At 67.2% G+C, this 17,793-nt stretch carries 16 protein-coding genes; 8 read left to right on the forward strand and 8 right to left on the reverse strand.

The features are described from left to right. Position 1: 1 nt before the first annotated feature. The 4 genes from FBZ89_RS21145 to FBZ89_RS21160 all read right to left on the reverse strand — a co-directional run bounded on the left by FBZ89_RS21145 (position 2) and on the right by FBZ89_RS21160 (position 6,750). A complete protein-coding gene (locus FBZ89_RS21145; protein WP_246172410.1) occupies positions 2-2,320 on the reverse strand; it encodes a TonB-dependent receptor in 2,319 nt (772 codons plus the stop codon). 251 nt (positions 2,321-2,571) lie between these two features. Beyond that, entirely contained in the window at positions 2,572-3,852 is a 1,281-nt protein-coding gene (locus tag FBZ89_RS21150) for an MFS transporter (RefSeq protein WP_186457487.1), read from the reverse strand. A gap of 187 nt (positions 3,853-4,039) precedes the next feature. After that, positions 4,040-5,437 carry an amidohydrolase family protein gene (locus FBZ89_RS21155; RefSeq protein WP_145751905.1) on the reverse strand — a complete coding sequence of 466 codons (1,398 nt, stop codon included), beginning with the start codon at positions 5,435-5,437 and terminating at the stop codon, positions 4,040-4,042. Positions 5,438-5,448: 11 nt separating this feature from the next. Continuing rightward, the gene (locus FBZ89_RS21160) at positions 5,449-6,750 is read right to left on the reverse strand and encodes a zinc-binding metallopeptidase family protein (protein WP_145751907.1); all 1,302 of its coding nucleotides are present in this window, start codon (positions 6,748-6,750) and stop codon (positions 5,449-5,451) included. A gap of 276 nt (positions 6,751-7,026) precedes the next feature. Between FBZ89_RS21160 and FBZ89_RS21165 the strand changes: the two genes are divergently transcribed. The 4 genes from FBZ89_RS21165 (at position 7,027) to FBZ89_RS21180 (ending at position 11,264) form a co-directional block, all read left to right on the forward strand. Further along, positions 7,027-8,106 carry an acetamidase/formamidase family protein gene (locus FBZ89_RS21165; RefSeq protein ID WP_145751908.1) on the forward strand — a complete coding sequence of 360 codons (1,080 nt, stop codon included), beginning with the start codon at positions 7,027-7,029 and terminating at the stop codon, positions 8,104-8,106. A gap of 48 nt (positions 8,107-8,154) precedes the next feature. Continuing rightward, positions 8,155-9,342: an aromatic ring-hydroxylating oxygenase subunit alpha gene (locus FBZ89_RS21170; RefSeq protein WP_145751910.1), complete on the forward strand. Its 1,188-nt coding sequence runs from the start codon at positions 8,155-8,157 to the stop codon at positions 9,340-9,342. 147 nt (positions 9,343-9,489) lie between these two features. Continuing rightward, on the forward strand, positions 9,490-10,281 hold the full coding sequence (ygiD, locus tag FBZ89_RS21175) for a 4,5-DOPA-extradiol-dioxygenase (RefSeq protein WP_145751912.1): 792 nt from the start codon (positions 9,490-9,492) through the stop codon (positions 10,279-10,281). A 14-nt stretch (positions 10,282-10,295) separates the two neighbouring features. Next, complete coding sequence (locus FBZ89_RS21180) at positions 10,296-11,264, forward strand: PDR/VanB family oxidoreductase (protein WP_145751914.1); 969 nt, start codon at positions 10,296-10,298, stop codon at positions 11,262-11,264. Positions 11,265-11,362: 98 nt separating this feature from the next. Here the strand turns inward: FBZ89_RS21180 and FBZ89_RS21185 are convergent, their stop codons facing one another. Both FBZ89_RS21185 and FBZ89_RS21190 read right to left on the reverse strand, forming a co-directional pair. Continuing rightward, on the reverse strand, positions 11,363-12,388 hold the full coding sequence (locus FBZ89_RS21185) for an AraC family transcriptional regulator (protein WP_145751916.1): 1,026 nt from the start codon (positions 12,386-12,388) through the stop codon (positions 11,363-11,365). 156 nt (positions 12,389-12,544) lie between these two features. Next, complete coding sequence (locus tag FBZ89_RS21190; RefSeq protein WP_211115302.1) at positions 12,545-13,534, reverse strand: helix-turn-helix domain-containing protein; 990 nt, start codon at positions 13,532-13,534, stop codon at positions 12,545-12,547. A 229-nt stretch (positions 13,535-13,763) separates the two neighbouring features. On the opposite strand from FBZ89_RS21190, the gene pobA reads away from it, so the two are divergent. From pobA to FBZ89_RS31960, 4 genes are all read left to right on the forward strand, one after another. Further along, entirely contained in the window at positions 13,764-14,969 is a 1,206-nt protein-coding gene (pobA, locus tag FBZ89_RS21195) for a 4-hydroxybenzoate 3-monooxygenase (protein ID WP_186457488.1), read from the forward strand. Positions 14,970-15,027: 58 nt separating this feature from the next. Then, on the forward strand, positions 15,028-15,168 hold the full coding sequence (locus tag FBZ89_RS21200) for a hypothetical protein (protein ID WP_246172412.1): 141 nt from the start codon (positions 15,028-15,030) through the stop codon (positions 15,166-15,168). 266 nt (positions 15,169-15,434) lie between these two features. Next, entirely contained in the window at positions 15,435-16,193 is a 759-nt protein-coding gene (locus FBZ89_RS21205; protein WP_145751919.1) for a pentapeptide repeat-containing protein, read from the forward strand. 40 nt (positions 16,194-16,233) lie between these two features. Further along, positions 16,234-16,356 carry a hypothetical protein gene (locus FBZ89_RS31960; RefSeq protein ID WP_281292036.1) on the forward strand — a complete coding sequence of 41 codons (123 nt, stop codon included), beginning with the start codon at positions 16,234-16,236 and terminating at the stop codon, positions 16,354-16,356. 82 nt (positions 16,357-16,438) lie between these two features. Here the strand turns inward: FBZ89_RS31960 and pcaG are convergent, their stop codons facing one another. Together pcaG and pcaH are read right to left on the reverse strand one after the other, a co-directional pair. Then, positions 16,439-17,041 (reverse strand): protocatechuate 3,4-dioxygenase subunit alpha, encoded by a 603-nt coding sequence (pcaG, locus tag FBZ89_RS21215; RefSeq protein ID WP_145751921.1) that lies wholly within the window; start codon positions 17,039-17,041, stop codon positions 16,439-16,441. A 3-nt stretch (positions 17,042-17,044) separates the two neighbouring features. Continuing rightward, complete coding sequence (gene pcaH / locus FBZ89_RS21220) at positions 17,045-17,791, reverse strand: protocatechuate 3,4-dioxygenase subunit beta (protein WP_145751923.1); 747 nt, start codon at positions 17,789-17,791, stop codon at positions 17,045-17,047. Positions 17,792-17,793: the final 2 nt, after the last annotated feature.

Consider the following 17,793-nt stretch of genomic DNA (forward strand, 5'->3'; position numbering starts at 1 on the left):
CTTAGAACGAGTAATTGACGCTGAACAGCATCTGGCGCGGCGGGATGTACTGGTTGCTGACCACGCCGCTGCCGTAGGGGTCGGTGTAGCGCCCGGCGATGCCGGCCCGGTCCAGCAGGTTGGTGACGGTGAAGGTGGCCCGCCACGGCCCGCTTTCCGGCACGTATTCGAAGAACAGGTTCACCTGGCTGTACGACGGCACATGATCGGTCCCGGCCTCGTTGAACACCCGCGCCTGGTAGTCGCTGCGGAACAGCAGCTCGGCCCGCGACACCAGGGTACCGTATGCGCCCAGGGTTTGCTGCCAGCTGGCGTTGACCCCGCCGGCGGCACCCGGCATGTCGGGCGGGGTGTTGCCCTTGACGTTGATGGACTGGGCGGCCCGGATGGCGAACCATTGCGCGCTGTAGGGATAGGTGATGCCGGCGGCCACGGCCTTGGCGGCGGCGGCATCGGCCAGGCGCCGGTCCAACGCCAGATAGCTGTCGGGAATCTCACCATCCATCAGGGTCAGGTTGGCGCCCAGTTCCAGGCGGTTGTCCAGCAGGCGGTACTTGGCCTCGACCTCCGCGCCCCACATGTTCACCTGGGGGATGTTGCCGATGCCGCCGCTGTAGGGCACCGGATCCTCCTCAATGTACTGCATGTTGTTGTACTTGGAGTAGAAGGCCGACAGGTTGACGTTCAGGTGATTGGCCAGGAAGCGGTTCTTGGACCCCAGCTCGAAGCTGTCCACCGTCTCCTTGTCGTAGCTGCCAGAGACGACCATGGCGCTGCTGGTGCCGGTGTTGACGCCGCCGGGCTTATAACCGCGCGACCAGCTGGCATAGACCATGTTGTCCGGCGTCAGGTCGAAATCGGTTTCGGCCTTGCCGGTCAGGGCGTAGACGTTGGTGGAGCGGGGCGACGGCTTGCCGTAATAGTCGGAGCCCCAGCCGTCATATTGGTCGACATTGTAGCGCACGCCGCCGGTGAGGCGCAGACGGTCGGTCAGGTGATAGGTCGCCTGCACGAAGGGCGCCACGCTGTCGCGGTCCACCGACGACAGGTTCTCATAGCTGAGGTTGGCTGGCAGGGCGGCCGGCGAGGTGTTGGTGGGCAGCACCGGCGTGGGATCGCTGCCGTTGGTGCCCTTGTATTCCACCACGTACTGGCTGCTGTGGGAGTGCATGTAGAAGACGCCGGCGATCCAGTCCAGGTCGGTCCCGGGGTTGGAGCTGAGCGTCACCTCCTCCATGATCGCGCGGCTCTTGGTATTCCAGGCCGCCACGGTGTCATAGCCGCCGAACAGCGCCACGGTGCTGCGGTCGCTGTCGAACGACTGCTTGGCATCCATGTACTGATAGCTGCTGATGGACTTCAGGTTGGCGAACGGCAGGGAGTAGTTGACCGTCAGCGTGTCGACATCCATGGCCAGCTTGAACTTGGCCGGAAAGTCCTGGGACACCTGGCGCGGGTCGCTGTTGGGGTCGTCCAGCGCCTTGAGCGCGGACCCATGGTGGTCGTCGTCGAAATGCTGGCCCGTCAGGGTGATGGTCAGGTTGTCGGTCGGCTGCCACAGGCCCGACAGCTTGTAGTTCACGTTGTTGGCGTCATCCAGGTCATAGCCGCCGGGCACGCCCGTGGCGGTGGAATAGCCGTCGTGGCTGGTCTTCTGCACCACGGCGCGGATGGCGGCGGTGTCGCCCACCGGCACGTTCAGCGCGGCCTTGCCCATGGCATAGCTGTAGTTGCCGAAGGTGGCGGTGGCGTCGCCGGACAGCTTGCCCAGTTCCGGCTGTTTGCTGATGACATTGATGGCGCCGCCGGTGGAGCTTTGCCCGAACACGGTGCCCTGCGGCCCGCGCAGCACCTCGACATGGTCGACGTCCAGGAAGCCCAGGTTCAGCGCGATGTTGTTGGGGATGTAGACGTTGTCGATGTGGAAGGAGACACCCGGCTGGGTGAAGAAGTTCTCCGGCGTCTGCGAGCCCACGCCGCGGATGGAGACGATGACCTCAGACCCGCCGCTGGGGGTGATCTGCAAGCCCGGGACATAGCCGTTCAGGCCCAGCGGCCCGGTGACGTTGCCTTTTTCCAGCGTGTCGGCGGAAACGGCGGTGACGGACAGCGCGGCCTTCTGCAGGTCCACCTGGCGCTTCTCCGCCGTGACGATGATGGGTTCCAGCGCGTCCAGCTCTGCGTCGCCGGCGGCACCGGCCGGGGCGTCCACCGGGGCGTCCACCGGGGCCGGCGGGGTTTGGGCGTAGGCGGAGGCGGCCGTCATCATCGCGGCCGCCAGAAATCCTTGCCAATAGCGCAGCTTGACATCTCTCAACATGCCCGACCCCCATTCTTTGGTAGATGACGATGTGCATCGTCTTGAGGACAAGCATGCGGGCATCCAGCGAAGTATTCTTGTTATAGGACGCCCGGGAATTTGCCTGAATTCACCATTCCCCATGCCCACCATGCACCCCTGCCACAGTCCATTATTTTGCTTTTACCGCCAGACGTGCGGACACCACCCGCAGCCTTTGCCGCGGATGGCGCCACCCCACCGGATTTAATGTTGTTATTCTTTGAACGTGTTCAGCTTGCGGGCACTTGGGCGACCGCACCCTGGGACCCATCATCCGGCGCGGCCGCGCGCCGGGCGAAAGGGCCGACGCCAGCCAGCACCGGCCGCCCCAGCAGCACCAGGGGCACGATGGCCGCCACCATCAGCACGGCGTACAGGTAGAAGATGGGGGCGAAGGTGCCGATCTGGTCGGCGATGGCGCCAGCCGCCACCGGCCCCGCCGCCGCCACGGTGGTGATGGTCCATACCATGCCCAGCACCTGGGACCCGATGTCCTTGCCGAAATATTCCAGCAGCAGGACGCTGGCGGCCAGGTAGGCCACGCCCCAGCCGATGCCGAAGGCCAGGGCGAAGGCCCCGATGCCGACCAGGGTGCCGGCATGGGCGAACAGGGCGATGCCGACGACCTGCAGCGCCAGGCCCAGGACCAGCAGCCGCCGGGTGGACATGATCTCGCACAGCGGCCCGGCGACGCCCTTCGCCACCGTCATGACCAGGGCCATGGCGGCCAGCGCGAAGGCCGCCGTGTCGGGCGCCACGCCCAGGATGCCCAGATGGTTCAGCGCCACGCTGTTGATGGTGGTGACACAGGCCATGGTCATGGTCATGGAGGCGGCCACGGCCAGGAACTGCGGCGTGGCGATGGCGCTGCGGTAGGTCCAGCCGGTCCCCGTGGCCTCGGCCGCGCTGATGGGCGCCCCCTCGGCATCCGCCGGCGCCTCGGCCTCGATGGCGCGGTCGCGCAGGCACAGCAGGTTGACCAAGGTGACGGCCACGGCGACGCCGGCCATCTCCATCCAATAGACGCGCCAGTCCGCGCTGAACGCGACGATGGCGCGGGCCAGCGGGGGGCCCACCACGCCGCCGAAGGCGCCGATCATAAGGTAAAGGCCGATCATGCGGGCCGAGCGGCGCGGGAACCAGCAGGCGATGGCGTAGATGGCCGGCACGTTGCCGGTCAGCGAATAGCCCAGGCCCAGCAACAGCATGGCCGCGTAGAAGGCCAGCAGGCCATGGGTGTACGAGGCCAGCATGTAGGCCGCCACCAGCACCAGCCCCCCCAGGGCCATGGTGTAGCGGGGGCCGATGCGCTTCATCAGCGTGGTGGGGAAGACGCTGGACAGGCCGCAGGCGATGCCCAGCAGGGAGAAGCTGAAACCGGCCGCTTTGAAGGACCAGTGCAGTTCGCCGACCATGGTGTAGAGCACCACGCCCAGCGAGGCGAACGTCGCGGCGTTGAGGAAAAAGAAGCTCAACGACACTGCCGCCAAGACCAACCACTCTCGCCGCATCAGGAAACTCCCGGGCTTATGGGTGTAAGTCATCACCGAAACGCTATCAGCCGATGCGGTCGCCGCGCTTGCCAACAGGCGAACAAATTCATGCCGAAAACGTTTGCCCACTGTGATGATAGGCACACTTAACGGTTCTATCGCCTAAAAAAACAGCGGTATTAAAAATGCTCAATAATTAACCAAATCAGCGTACCGGCCAGGCCGGGCGCGGGGTCAGGCCGGCGCGGGCCAGCAGCGCGGCCTGGGAGGCGCGCGCCTCCCGCCGCAGGGCATCCTCATCCACGCTTACGCAGCGGCCGTCCCGCACGACGACACGGCCATCGACCACCACGTCGCGGACGGAACGGCCGTCCGTGCCCCACACCAGGTGCAGGGCGGGATCGCCCACCACCAGGAAGGGGGCGGAATGGGGATCATGCACCACCAGGTCGGCCCGCTTGCCCACCTCCAGCGAGCCGATGCGGTCGGCCATGCCGATGGCCCGTGCCCCATCGATGGTGGCCAGCGCGAAGGCCGTATCGGCCCCGAAACGATGGGCGTCCAGGCTCATGTCCCGGGCCAGGCCCGCGGCCAGGGCGGCCGCCCGGTGGATGTCCGGCAGGTCGCCGGCGTTGGGCGCGTCGCAGCCCAGCGCCACCCGCCCGCCGCGCAAGACCATTTCCGCATGGCGTCCGGCCCGGCTGACGCCCTGGGCCAGGCGCAGATAGGCCCAAGGGCAATAGGCAACGGCGGTGTCACTGGTCAGCAGGGCGTCCATCTCGGCATCGTCCAGCCAGACGGCATGGGACAGCAGCAGGTGCGGACCCAGCACGCCCAGGTCGGCCAGGTGCAGCAGCGGCCGCCGGCGCGACCGGCGCAGATAGGCCGCCACATCGGCCTCGGTCGGGGAGATGTGCATGGTCATGCCCACGCCCCGCCGCCGCGCCAGGTCGGCGGCCCCGGCCAGCAGGGCGTCGCTGGCGAGGTCATGCCCCACCAGGGTCACCCACCCCTCCACCAGACCGCCTTTCGGCAGGCCGTCCAGCACGGCCGCCTGGCGGGCCAGCACCTCATCGGTGGGCGCGGCATAGGGGGCGTCGGCCACGTCCCAGCCCCAGCAGCCCACCGCCGCCCGGATCCCGGCATGGGCCAGGCCGGCGGCCACGCGGAAGGGATGGGCCACGGTGCCGGCCTCCACCACCGTGGTGGTGCCGTATTTCAGGGATTCCACGGCGGTCAACGTGGCCGACAGCTCATCATCATCGGCGGTGTGCGCCCCGTGGATGGGCACCGCCCAGCCGAAGATGGACTCGTCCGACGACTGCCGGTCGGGGATCAGGCTGCGCACCAGCGGGTCCCCCGTCAGATGCTGGTGCGCGTTGACCAGGCCCGGCGTGATCAGGCCGCCACCGGCTTCCAGCACCGGTGCCGCCGGCCAACGGGCCCGCAGCGCCTCGGCCCTGTCCACCGCGATGATCCCGCCGCCCGCGATGGCCACCCCACCCTGGCGCCAGACCGTGCGGCTGGCATCCATGGTGACGACGTCGCCGCCCAGCACCAGCAAATCGGGCACCAGCAAATCGGGCACCGGCGACGCGGGCATGGCGAACCCTGTCACGGCGCCCGGCCGCACAACGCCAGCGCCGCCATGGCGTACAGGCGCGTGCAGTCCATCAGGTCATCGATGCTGGGCCGCCAGCGGCGCGGCCCCATGGTCACGGATGGGATGCGGTTCATGTTGAAGACGTTGTGGTCGCGCCACATGCTGGAATAGACGGAACCGCTGATGGGCTGCGCCCCGCCCCGCACCCGGCCATGGGCATGGTCCAGCGCCATCCGCAACGGCCGCACCGCGTCCGGGTCGGCGGTGAAGCCATGGCGCACGGTGTAGGGCCGGATCGCGACGTCGCCGAAGCCGGCCTCGCGGAAGGCGCGCTTCAGGTCGCGATCCACGGCGGCGATGGTCTGCGCCGGGGTCAGCGCCACCTGGACATAGACGTTGCACACCTCGCTCGCCGCCCCCATGGCCTGCGGCGTGCCGCCCCGGATGGCGCCGATCTGCACCTTGGGCACGGCGGTGCCGCCGGGCCCCTCGAACCGGTGTTTCACCTCATACTCCCGCGCCCAGCGCTGGATGATCTCGATGGCCGGCGCCACCTTGACCAGGGGGCTGGGATGGTCGGCCAGCGCCTCGGGATGGGTCAGCAGCGGCGTGAACACCCCCTGGCCATAAATCGTGACGCGGAAGTCGGCATAGCCGCAGGCCGTCCAGTTGACGCCGAAGTCCGTGCCCTCGGCCGAGATGACGTAGTCCGGCGCCACCCCGCCGTGGGACATCAGGTAGCAGGCGCCCAACTCCTTGCCCAGATAGTCCACACCACCCCGCTCCTCCGCCGGTTCCGGCCCGATCTCACCCGGGCAGGCGGTCAGGTATAGGAGACCGCTGAGATCGATGCCCGCCTTCTTCAGGGCCTTGGCCGCCATCAGGAAGCAGGCCATGGGACCCCGGTCGTTGCCCACGGCATGGCCGAAAAAGGTCTCCCCCTCCAGCCAGGCGCCCAGCCACTGGGGATCCGCCACCGTTTCCGGGCGATAGGTGTACTGGTCCGTCTCATCATAAAACGGGCTTTCGGTGTCCAGGTGGCTGGTGAACAGCAGGTTGGGTCCGTCGCCCTTGCCACCATAGGTGCCGATGACGTTGAAGCGGTGCTCCAGCAGCCCGGCCTTGCGGGGGGCGAAACCGTTTTCCGCCATCCAGCCGTGGACAAACTCGCCGGCCTGTCGCTCCTGGCGCATGGGCGCGGGGATGCCGCACAGGTCCAGCACCAGTTTCACCAGCTCATCCCGGTCGATGGCCTTGGTGATGGCGGCGGCCTCTTCATCGGAAACCGCCAACGCGGCGTCGTGCATCGTCATACCCTATCCCCTGCCCCATGCGTTGCTTGGATGCGTTACTTGGCCCCGCCGTTGCGCGCGGGTGCTGTCAAGGGGGATCATAGGCGGCCCCGTTCCCCCCGCTCTTGCCGATTAACGCATGAAAGCTTGCCCGGGCGGAACCATGGGGTGGCGGCGGCGTGCTGGCGAAAGCGGCCATGCGCGTGCAGGCAAGATCGCCGCATCGGGCGGCCCTAAGGTTTTCCCCATGAGGGCGTCCCCGGCGGGGCCGCCCGGATGCTTGAACCAGGGGGACCCATGACCGTTCAATTGGATCGCGCCGCCGCGGCGGAACGGCACAAGATCCGGCCGACGCTGCACCTGCTGCCGGCCACGCCGCGCACCGTGCACTGGGGCTATTTCACCCCCGACCAGGCGCCGGCCCTGACGGTCAAGAGCAGCGACATCATCCAGGCGGAGGCCATCACCCACCATGCCGGCGACGCCCCGGACCTGATGATGGATGAGGCGGTGGCCCGCATCTTCAAGGAAATCCCGGAAGCCGATCGCAACCCGGGCGTCCACATCATGACCGGCCCCATTTATGTCGAGGGCGCCGAGCCCGGCGACATGCTGGAGGTCCACTACCTGAAGATGACGCCGCGCACCCGCTACGGTTCCAACCTGGCGGCCAACTGGGGCCACCTGTTCAAGGAGATGGGGGAGAAGGAGCGGGTGACGATCTATGAGATCGACGCCATGAGCCAGCAGGCCCACGCCCTCTACGCCTACGACTTTCCCGGCCGCTACGATGTGCCGGGCAAGATCACCAACTGCCCGGAATGCGACCGGCAGAAGGCCCTGCCCGGCGTGCGGGTGCCGGTACGCCCCCATCTGGGCACGGCCGGTGTGGCGCCGGATGTGGCCGGCCGGGTCAGCACCATCCCGCCGGGCCTGCACGGCGGCAACATCGACAACTGGCGCATCGGCGCCGGCGCCACGATGTACTATCCCGTCCAGATCGACGGCGCGCTGTTCTCCATCGGCGACCCGCACGTCTCTCAGGGCGATGGCGAGTTGAGCGGCACCGCCATCGAGGCCTCGCTGAACGTCCTGTTCCAGGTCTTCCTGCGCAAGGATTTCCGCTTCCCGTCCCCGCTGCTGGAAACGCCGGACTGCTGGATCGTCCATGGCTTTGACCCCGACCTGAACGTGGCCATGCGCAACGCCTCGGTCGACATGCTGAAGCTGCTGACCGAGCAGCAGAACCTGAGCCGCGACGACGCCTATTCGCTGATGAGCATCGCGGCAGACTTCGGCGTCACCCAGGTGGTGGACGGAACCCAGGGCATCCATGTGCGCATTCCCCGCGGCGTGTTCCCGCCGCGCGAGGACTGACGCCGCGACGATCAGACAAACAAGGGGCATGGCGTGGGGGTTCAAACGATGAAGCACTCTTTCCTGAATGATGCCTTTTTCAAAGGCCTGGACAGTTCGGCCCTGGGCGTGGAGGCGGCGGAGACCTTGCCGCCCTTGTGCTACACCGACCGCGAATTCTATGAGTTCGAGAAAGAGGCGCTGTTCAATCACGAATGGTTGTGCGTGGGCCGAGAATCCTGGGTGAAGGAGACGGGCGACTATTTCACCACCAGCATCATCGATGAACCCATCGTGGTGGCACGTGGCCGGGACGGCGTGATCCGCGCCATGTCCAGCGTCTGCCAGCACCGGGCCATGCTGGTGGCGGAGGGCCAGGGCAACACCCGTGCCTTCCTGTGCCCCTACCACCACTGGTCCTACGGGCTGGACGGCCAGCTGGTCGGCGCGCCGGCCATGGAGAAGACCTGTAACTTCGACAAGAAGGACATCAAGCTTCCCCAGTTCAAGGTCGAAGTCTGGCACGGCTTCATCTTCGTCAACTTCGACCTGGACGCCCCCGCCCTGGCCCCCCGGCTGGCGGCGCTGGAGGGGGTGATGGCCCCCTATTCCATGGCGACGCTGAACGGCCCGGCACCCGACCGCGACATCAAGTTCCCCTGGAACTGGAAGGTGATGTTCGAGAACAACAACGACGGCTATCACGCCAACCGCCTGCACGGCGGCGCCCTGCATGACTTCGTGCCCTCGCGCCTGGCGGCCTTCCCCGACGACCTGCCGGCCGACACGGCGGGCTATTACCGCACCAACGGCACCCTGCATGCCGACGCCAGCTTCAACCCCACGCAGAAGGCCATCCTGCCGGTCTTCCCCGCGCTGGGAGAGGCGGAGCGCAACCGCATGCTGTTCGTCAACGTGCCGCCCACATTGTCCCTGGTCATCACCAGCGACATGATCATCTATCTGATCCTGCGGGCGGATGGGGCGGAGACGCACCTGATGGACCAGGGCTATCTGGTGGCGCCGGGCGCGCTGGAGGACCCGCTGTTCGGCGACAAGCTGGCGATGAACAAGCATTCCACCGCCGCCATCATCGCCCAGGACCTGCATGTGGATGAGATGGTGCAGGTGGGCCTGCGCTCCCGCCACGCCATCCGCGGCCGCTATTCCTGGCAGGAACAGGCGCAGCGGGAATTCAACGGCTGGCTGGTGCGCCGCTACCAGGAGACCTGGGCCCGCACCAAGCCCGCCGCCTGAACCTTACAAGCGCGGCGCGAGGCGCGCCCCCGTGCCGCCAGGCCGCGACCGCAGCCGCCGGAGATTTCGGGGAAGCGTCAGCGGACCGGAAATCGAGGATAAGGCAACCGGCGAACGCCGGCTCCCGCCGCCTGAGGGACTAAAAAGATGACCACCGACCGCCTGCCCACCATCTTCTTCGGCCATGGCAGCCCCATGAACGCCCTGGAGGACAACGTCTGCACCCGGGAATGGGTGCGCCTCGGCACCCGGCTGGGGCGGCCCAAGGCCATCCTGGTCATCTCCGCCCACTGGTACACCCGGGGCACGGCGGTGACGGCCATGGAGCGGCCGCCCACCATCCATGATTTCGGCGCCTTTCCCCAGGCCCTGTTCGATGTCCGCTATCCGGCGCCGGGCAGCCCGGCCCTGGCCCAGCGCGTGGCGGAGGTGCTGGCCCCCATGCCCGTGATCCAGGACCAGAAGTGGGGCCTGGACCACGGCACCTGGTCGGTGCTGGTGAAGGCCTTCCCCAAGGCCGACATTCCGGTGGTGCAGCTGAGCATGGACGGGACCCAGCCGGCCGCCCATCATTTCGAGGTGGGTCGGAAACTGGCGACCCTGCGCGATGAGGGCGTGCTGATCGTGGGCACTGGCAATGTCGTCCACAACCTGGGGCGCATGAACTGGGACCCCAGCACCCCGCCCTATCCTTGGGCCGCCCGCTTCAACGACCTGGTGAAGCAGTGCGTCGCCAGCGACACGCCCCAGCCCATGATCGACTTCCAGAAGGCCGGGCCGGACGCCGCCGCCAGCATCCCGTCGCCCGACCATTTCCTGCCCTTCCTCTATGTGCTGGGCACCCGCCAGCCGGGCGACACCGTCACCCTGGTCAACGACCGGGTGGAACACGGCTCGCTCAGCATGCTAAGCGTCGCCTTCGGCGACCTGGCCGCCTGACGGAGTATGGGACGATGACCGGCGCCGATGACTGGTTCCCCGTACGCATCACCGCCAAGGTGCGGGATGGGGGCGACGTCTTCCTGTTCGACCTGGCCGACCCGGCGGGCGCCCCCCTGCCCGCCTTCCAGCCCGGCGCGCACATTGATGTGGCGGTGGATGGCACCGGCCTGACGCGCCAGTACTCCCTGTACAGCGCGCCGGCCGATATCCGCCGCTATGGCATCGCCGTGCAGCGGGAGGCCGAGGGCCGCGGCGGATCGCGCACCCTGTGCGACACGGTCGCGGCGGGCGACACCCTGCGCATCCGCCGGCCCCGCGCCCTGTTCACCCTGGCGGCGGGGGCGACCACGCACATCATGATCGCCGGCGGCATCGGCATCACGCCCCTGCTGTCCATGGCGTCCCACCTGGCGGGGGATGGCGGCGTCACCCTGCATTACCTGGTCCGCCGGCGCGACCGCGCCGCCCTGCTGGATGCCACCCGCCAGGCGGTGGGGCCGGAGAACCTGCACCTGCACGTGACGGCGGAAACGGGACGGCCCGATCTGGCCCGGCTGATCGGGCCGCCGGCACCCGGCCGCCATCTCTACCTCTGCGGCCCCGCAACGCTGCTGGATGCGGCGACCGCCACCGCCCAGGGGCTGGGCTGGCCGGAAAGCCATGTCCATCTGGAGCGTTTCGCCACCGATGCCGGGGCGAATGCCGGGGCCAACCGCCCCTTCCTGCTGCGCCTGCGCTCCACCGGTGCCGTCATCCCCGTCATGGCGGACCAGACGGCGGCCGAGGCCCTGGCCGGCGCCAATGTGGAATTGCCCATTTCCTGCGCCGAAGGGGTGTGCGGCGCCTGCATCACCGGCGTGCTGGACGGCACGCCGGAGCATCGCGACTGCGTCCTGACGGAGGCGGAGCATAAGGCCAATCGCCTGTTCACCCCCTGCTGTTCCCGCGCGGTCAGCGAAATGCTGGTGGTGGACCTTTAAGGGCGCCCAAGCCAGCCCCGATCCCTGACCATTTGAAATCGCCGCGATGCCAAACGGCGCCCCACAGCAGGGCGCCGTTTGATCGTACGGGAAGCGCCTTACTCCGCGAACTGATGGACGGTGGCACCCTCCGCGCCCACGCCGGGCGGCACCTGGAAATCGCCGTTGTCGTTATCGGCCAGGCCCGCCGATTGGCGGTACGCGCGCGGGGTGGTGCCATACCGGTCGCGGAAGGCGCGGCTGAAGTGCGCCGCCTCGTTGAAGCCCCAGCGGAAGCAGATCTGGGAGATGCCCAGATGGGCGAAGGTGGGGTTGATAAGGTCATGCCGGCAGCGTTCCAGCCGCCGGTTGCGGACATAGCCGCTGAAGGTCTGGTCGACCTCCTTGAACAGCTTTTGCAGATAGCGGGCGGAGCCGCCATATTCGTTGGCCACATCCTCCAGCGTCAGGTCGGGATCGCTGAGCCGGGTCTCGATGATCTGGCAGATGCGCTGCAGCGCCATGGAGCGGATACCGGCCGACCCGCGCGCCGTCTGCACCTGCGGATTGTCGGCCAGGGCCGTCATCAGGAACTCCGACAGTGCCATGTCGATAGGCCGCAGCGGACCTTCGGTCAAAGTGCCGAATGTTTCTGCCAAAGCCTTGAGCATTCCCGAAAGCACGTGCCCAATTCCTGACCGCCCCGGCAAATGCAAAACACCGAAAGATAGCGGCGTTATCAATCGAGGGTTGACGGCCGACTTGGGTATAAGAGCATAAAGGACCTGGAATTTGGTGCTGAAGGACAACGAGGCGGGGATTCCCGTCTGGCCATAGATGATATCCTGCGGCGCCAGCTCCAGTTTACCACCCGGATGAGTCAAGGTGGCGCTTCCCTCGATCAAGACAATCAGCCAAACGGCGTCCAATTTCTTCATCAGACGGCCGGATATTTCCTGCGGCGAGGAAGTGATGCGGGCGAATTCGATGCCAAGAGGTGACTTTAAGCAAAAAAGTTTGGCGAAGAAGTCTTCGTCTTCCGGCAAATGGTCCAGTGGAAGCTTCAGTTTTTCCAGCGCGTCGCGCCATACGTCGCGACGCTGCTCGACGGGGAACTGATCGGTGATCAAGTGCCATGCGGTCATCGGAACCCTCGCGCCCCCGTGTTGTCAGGCGACAGGCCGCCCCTGATAGGCGGCCGCGACTACCGGATTAAGCGCAACATTCGTACCGTTAAGAATCAAAATCATTTAGCCGGCAGGCGACCACACCCGCCAGGCGCGGGCCCGGCAAGCCGTTGTTCAGGTGTCGGCGACCGGGGACGCCAATGGGTCCGGCGGTTCCAGCGAGGCGGTATCGGCAACCGGCCAGTCCGCCATCAGCCGCCCTCGCCAGACACGGGGCGCCTCGCCGCTCTGCTTGTTGAAAAAGCGGGAGAAGTAGGCCGGATCCTCGAAGCCCAGTTCATAGGCGACGGCGGCGATGGTCTGGCCGCTGTAGAGGATCAGGCGCTTGGCCTCGGTCATCAGCCGGTCCTGGATCAGGCCGATGGCCGGCCGCCCCGTGACCGCCAGGCAGGCCGCGCGTAGAGTGGAGGAGGAGGTGCGCAACTCCGTCAGGTAAGCGTCCAGCGGCCGATGGCTGCGGTAGTGCCGCTCCACCAGGGCGCGGAAGGCCGCCACCAGCGCCACCTGGCCGGAGCGGCCGCCAGCCGCCGCGTTCATCGCCTCGGCCGGGCGTGCCACCCGCAGCATGGCGGCCAGTAGCACCAGCATATGCCCCTCCGCCGCCGCGCGACGGCCGGCATCTTGGCCGCGCAATTCACTTAAGATGCCGCCGGCGGCGGCCAGCACGGCGGCGAAGGCCTGCCCCTGCCCCGCCATGTCCAGGCAGGCGGGTTCCCGCGTCAGGACGGCGAAGGCGGGATCACGCTGGGCCAGGCCACGCAGAATGCGGTCGGACAGGGTGACGACCCAGCCTATGGTGCCGCGGGCGAAGGCGAAGCCATGCACCACGCCGGCCGGCACCAGGATCAGGGTGGGTCCATCGAAGGTCCAGGTGCGCTGGTCCGCCTGCACCCGGCCCCCGCCCGCGCGGATGGCCAGGAACTGCACCAGGTCGCCATGCTGGTGCGGGCGGATGCGCCAGTCCACCAGGCTGCTACGATCCTCGATCAACTCTACATGCAGGAAGCGGTCCTCGGCCGTGGCCGGCGCCTCGCCATACAGGGAAAAGACGGGAATGTCCGGACGGCTCATGACCGCCGCGTCGGCGTGGTGGAAAAATGCCAAGGATAGATCGATATGACCAATAACATGTATCGATAGGCTCGATGGTTCTGTTGCCATGCCACGTTAGGTGGGCAGATGGTTATCTTGGGCGATCGTTGCGAAAAAATCCAATTTTTGTGAACCCCCGTCCATTCCAGAAAAGCCACGCCCACCCCTATCGTTCCGGGGTCGGCCGGCCTGGTCCAGGCGGCCCAGGATAAAAATCGCCAGGCTCGGGAGGGCCCACCCCATGGTCGCAACACCCCGGATCCGCACCCAGATCCGCACCCAGGTCGGCATCATCGGCGCCGGTCCGGCCGGGCTGTTCCTGTCGGAACTGCTGCACCGGCACGGCATCGCCAGCGTCATTCTCGAATCCCGCACCCGGGAAGAGATCGAGGGCACCATCCGCGCCGGCGTGCTGGAGAACTGGACCGTCGACCTGATGAACCAGCTGGGCGTGGGGGAGCGCATGATGCGCGAGGGCCATTTCCATACCGGCATCACCCTGCGCTTCAAGGGGCAGAGCCATCACCTGGACATGGTGGAATTGACCGGCGGCAAGAAGGTGACGGTCTATCCCCAGCATGAGGTGATCAAGGACCTGGTGGCCCACCGCCTGGCCCAGGGTGCCGAAATCCATTTCGGCGTGAAGGACGTGGCGCTGCACGACGTCGCCACCGACCGGCCGTTCATCACCTACGCCCAGGCCGATGGCACGCCCGCCGTGCTGACCTGCGACTTCATCGCCGGCTGCGACGGCTTCCACGGCCCCAGCCGCCAGGCCATCCCGGCCGCGGCGCGCAAGGAGTTCCAGAAGATCTACCCCTATGGCTGGCTGGGCATCCTGACCGAGGCGCCGCCATCCCACCATGAGCTGATCTACGCCCGCCATGATCGGGGCTTCGCCCTGCTGAGCATGCGGTCGCCGGAGATCCAGCGCCTGTACATCCAATGCGATCCCAAGGACGACATGGCCCTGTGGCCCGACGCGCGCATCTGGTCTGAACTGCACCAGCGGCTGGAGACGGTGGACGGCTGGACCCTGACCGAGGGGCCCATCATCCAGAAGGGCATCATCGCCATGCGCAGCTTCGTCTGCGAGACCATGCGTCACGGCCGGCTGTTCCTGGCGGGCGACGCCGCCCACATCGTGCCGCCGACCGGCGCCAAGGGCCTGAACCTGGCTGTGGCCGACGTGCTGGTGCTGTCCCGCGCGCTGGAGAAATTCTACGCCAAGGGCGACAGCGCCGGCCTCGACGCCTACGCCGCCACCTGCCTGGCCCGCATCTGGAAAGGCGAGCGCTTCTCCTGGTACATGACCACCATGCTGCACACCGATGAGGCCGCCAGCCCCTTCGAGCATCGCATCCGCGAGGCCGACCTGGATTACGTCGTCAGCTCCCGCGCCGCCGCCACGGCCCTGGCCGAGAACTATGTGGGGCTGCCCATCTGACCACGCGATATAACCCACCCGGCGCGACGGCACCATCCGCCATTTCTGGTCAGGCGAGATGACCGGCGCCACCACGGATCCCGGCCAGGATCCGCGCGGCTCGCCCGACCCGGCGCCCTTGTGGATGGTGCTGGACTGCACACCCGGCGGGCGGCCGCCGTACTGGTATCCCAGGCTGGATTACACGCCCCAAGGTTAATTCGGCTGATACCGGAAGGACGGGTGCATTGGCGGACGCGCGGTGGGTTCTACTTCAACAGCGTCCCGCCCTCAGCCGATGGCCGCCCCATGACCCGTCCCCTCCGCCACGCCGCGACCGGCCTGTTGCTGGCCCTGGTGCTGACCCAATGCGCCTTGACCGCGGTGGTGCGGAACGAGCCGCCGCACCCTGCGCAGAAGGCACGATGACGCCAGGCCCGGCCACGTTATCCTCGGCCCCTTCCCGTGTTTGATTAGGCTGGCCGGATGGACATCGACACCTTGGAAGACCTGCTGGCCACCGGCCTGGTCCGCGACGCCCGCTTCACCGCCATGGACTGGCGTGACCTGGATGCCGCCGGCTGCCGGTTCGAGAATTGTGTTTTCGAGGACGTGCGCTTCACCGCCATCGACTTCAGCGACGCCCGCTTTCGCGCTTGCCACTTCATCCGCTGCCGCCTGTCGCACGCCAAACTGCGCGACGCGGTGCTGGAGGAGTGCCGCTTCATCGACCCGGAGGACAAGACCGCCGGCTGCACCCTGGCCTTCAGCGACCTGCGGGCCGCCCGCCTCAGCCGCTGCGACCTGTCCTTCGCCACGCTGGACCGTTGCACCCTGTTCGACGTGGAGGCGGAGGACTGCACCTTCTTCGGCGCACGCTTCCACCTGGTGGACTTCCACCACGCGCTCAGCCGGGCGCAAACGGTGCATCGCGCCACGTTCCGCGACTGCACCTTCGAATTGACCGACCTGTCGCGGCTGTCGCTGCGCGACGCCGTGATCACCCGCTGCCGCTTGCGGGAAACCGACCTGCACGCCACCGACCTGACGGACGCGGATTTGCGCGATAGCGACCTGTTCCAGGCCACCCTCACCGACGCCAAACTGGATGGCGCCGACCTGCGCGGGGCGGAGGTCAGCGGCTTGGACATCCGGCAGTTGGCCGGCTACGACGGCCTGAAGATCGCGGCTGACCAGCAGCACCTGTTGCTAGCCGCCGCCGGCATCGAGGTGTGCGAAGACTGATACAGGGAGACAGGGACATGGAACGACATACCGGCGGCTGGTGAACCTGGGATCCCTGGATACGCCTGACCAGTTCAAGCCGACCTATGAGAACTGGATCATCCGGCGCGAAGCCTGGCTGCCGCCCTTTCCGCTGAACCGCGGTTATGAGCGTGACCGGTAGACCGCCGGCCGCTACGAGGAATAGGGCCGGAAGAGACCCGGCCGGGCGAACCGGGCCTTTCCAGCACGTCGAAGGGAAACGGTCAGCAGTCGAAGAACACCGTTTCCTTCTCGCCCTGCAAATGGACGTCGAAGCGGAAGGTAGGCACCTCCGATCCGCCTTGGCCCCCGGCCTGGCGTGTGGCGATCAGGGTCTGACGGCGGTTCACCAGCTCGATGGACAGCAGTGCGGGGTCGGCGGCGTTGGCCTCGGGACGGTCATCGAAATAGATGCGGGTGTGCAGGTGGATGTTGATGCCGCGCGCGAACAGCAGCAGGGAGCAGTGCGGCGCCTGCGGCCGGCCGTCGATCCAGGGCGTGGCGCCGGGACGAACGGTCTCGAACCCCCACAGGCCCGTCTGCGGGTCAGCGCCCACGCGGCCCCAGCCCCGGAAGCCGGGGGCGTTATAAGTGCCGGTGCTGTCGGCCTGCCACAACTCCAGCATCACGTCGCGCAGGGGATGGCCGGAGCCGTCCCAGACCACGCCCTCGATGCGGATCCGCTCGCCTGGCACGCCGCCGCCCGCCAGGACGTGCAGCTTCTCCTGGGTTCGCAGGTTCAGGCCGGCGAAATGCGGCAGGCAGCCGATATGGACGTAGGGGCCGCCGGTCTGCGAGGGGGTTTCCTTCAGGTACGGGACAGGCATGGCTCAGTTCCCCTCCGGCCGGTTCTCAAAGAAGGTCGAGCGGCGGCCGCGCAACACGATGTCGAAGCGATAGACCAGGCTGTCGAAGGGCACCATCTCGTTCATGTCCAGCTTGGCCACCAGCATGTCCACCGCCGCCTTGTCGCGGATGGTGCCGATGATGGGGCACAGCGGGATCAGCGGGTCGCCCTCGAAATACATCTGGGTCACCAGGCGCTGGGCGAAGGCGTTGCCGAACAGCGAGAAATGGATGTGCGAAGGGCGCCAGTCGCTGTTGTGGTTCATCCAGGGATAAGGCCCCGGCTTGATGGTGCGGAAGAAATAGCGCCCGTCGTCGTCGGTGACGCAGCGACCGCAGCCGCCGAAATTGGGGTCCAGCGGCGCCAGGTAGCGATCGTTGCCGTGGCGATATCGGCCGCCGGCGTTGGCCTGCCAGACCTCCACCAGGCTGCCCTTCACCGGGCGCCCCATCTCATCCACCACGCGGCCGTGGACGATAATGCGCTCACCAATGGCCTCGCCGCCGGTGGTGATGTAGTTGCGGATCAGGTCATTGTCCAAGGGGTCCAGGTCACCGTGGCCGAACACGGGGCCGGTGCGCTCACCAATCGACTGGCGCAGGGACACCAGCGCCTTGCCCGGCGAGCGCAGGACGGACGTCTTGTACGGCGGCGTGAAGGCCGGCGGATGCCAGGCACGGTCGCGCCGGGTGAATTCTCCCCAGGGGAACTCTCTGGTATCGCTACTCATCT

The organism is Nitrospirillum amazonense, assembly GCF_007828045.1.
Lineage (GTDB): Bacteria > Pseudomonadota > Alphaproteobacteria > Azospirillales > Azospirillaceae > Nitrospirillum > Nitrospirillum amazonense_C.

Coding starts and splice junctions, on each gene's coding strand:
- FBZ89_RS21145 (WP_246172410.1), bottom strand. CDS start 2,320: ATGTTGAGAGATGTCAAGCTGCGCTATTGGCAAGGATTTCTGGCGGCC.
- FBZ89_RS21150 (WP_186457487.1), bottom strand. CDS start 3,852: ATGCGGCGAGAGTGGTTGGTCTTGGCGGCAGTGTCGTTGAGCTTCTTT.
- FBZ89_RS21155 (WP_145751905.1), bottom strand. CDS start 5,437: ATGCCCGCGTCGCCGGTGCCCGATTTGCTGGTGCCCGATTTGCTGGTG.
- FBZ89_RS21160 (WP_145751907.1), bottom strand. CDS start 6,750: ATGACGATGCACGACGCCGCGTTGGCGGTTTCCGATGAAGAGGCCGCC.
- FBZ89_RS21165 (WP_145751908.1), top strand. CDS start 7,027: ATGACCGTTCAATTGGATCGCGCCGCCGCGGCGGAACGGCACAAGATC.
- FBZ89_RS21170 (WP_145751910.1), top strand. CDS start 8,155: ATGAAGCACTCTTTCCTGAATGATGCCTTTTTCAAAGGCCTGGACAGT.
- ygiD (WP_145751912.1), top strand. CDS start 9,490: ATGACCACCGACCGCCTGCCCACCATCTTCTTCGGCCATGGCAGCCCC.
- FBZ89_RS21180 (WP_145751914.1), top strand. CDS start 10,296: ATGACCGGCGCCGATGACTGGTTCCCCGTACGCATCACCGCCAAGGTG.
- FBZ89_RS21185 (WP_145751916.1), bottom strand. CDS start 12,388: ATGACCGCATGGCACTTGATCACCGATCAGTTCCCCGTCGAGCAGCGT.
- pobA (WP_186457488.1), top strand. CDS start 13,764: ATGGTCGCAACACCCCGGATCCGCACCCAGATCCGCACCCAGGTCGGC.
- FBZ89_RS21200 (WP_246172412.1), top strand. CDS start 15,028: ATGACCGGCGCCACCACGGATCCCGGCCAGGATCCGCGCGGCTCGCCC.
- FBZ89_RS21205 (WP_145751919.1), top strand. CDS start 15,435: ATGGACATCGACACCTTGGAAGACCTGCTGGCCACCGGCCTGGTCCGC.
- pcaG (WP_145751921.1), bottom strand. CDS start 17,041: ATGCCTGTCCCGTACCTGAAGGAAACCCCCTCGCAGACCGGCGGCCCC.
- pcaH (WP_145751923.1), bottom strand. CDS start 17,791: ATGAGTAGCGATACCAGAGAGTTCCCCTGGGGAGAATTCACCCGGCGC.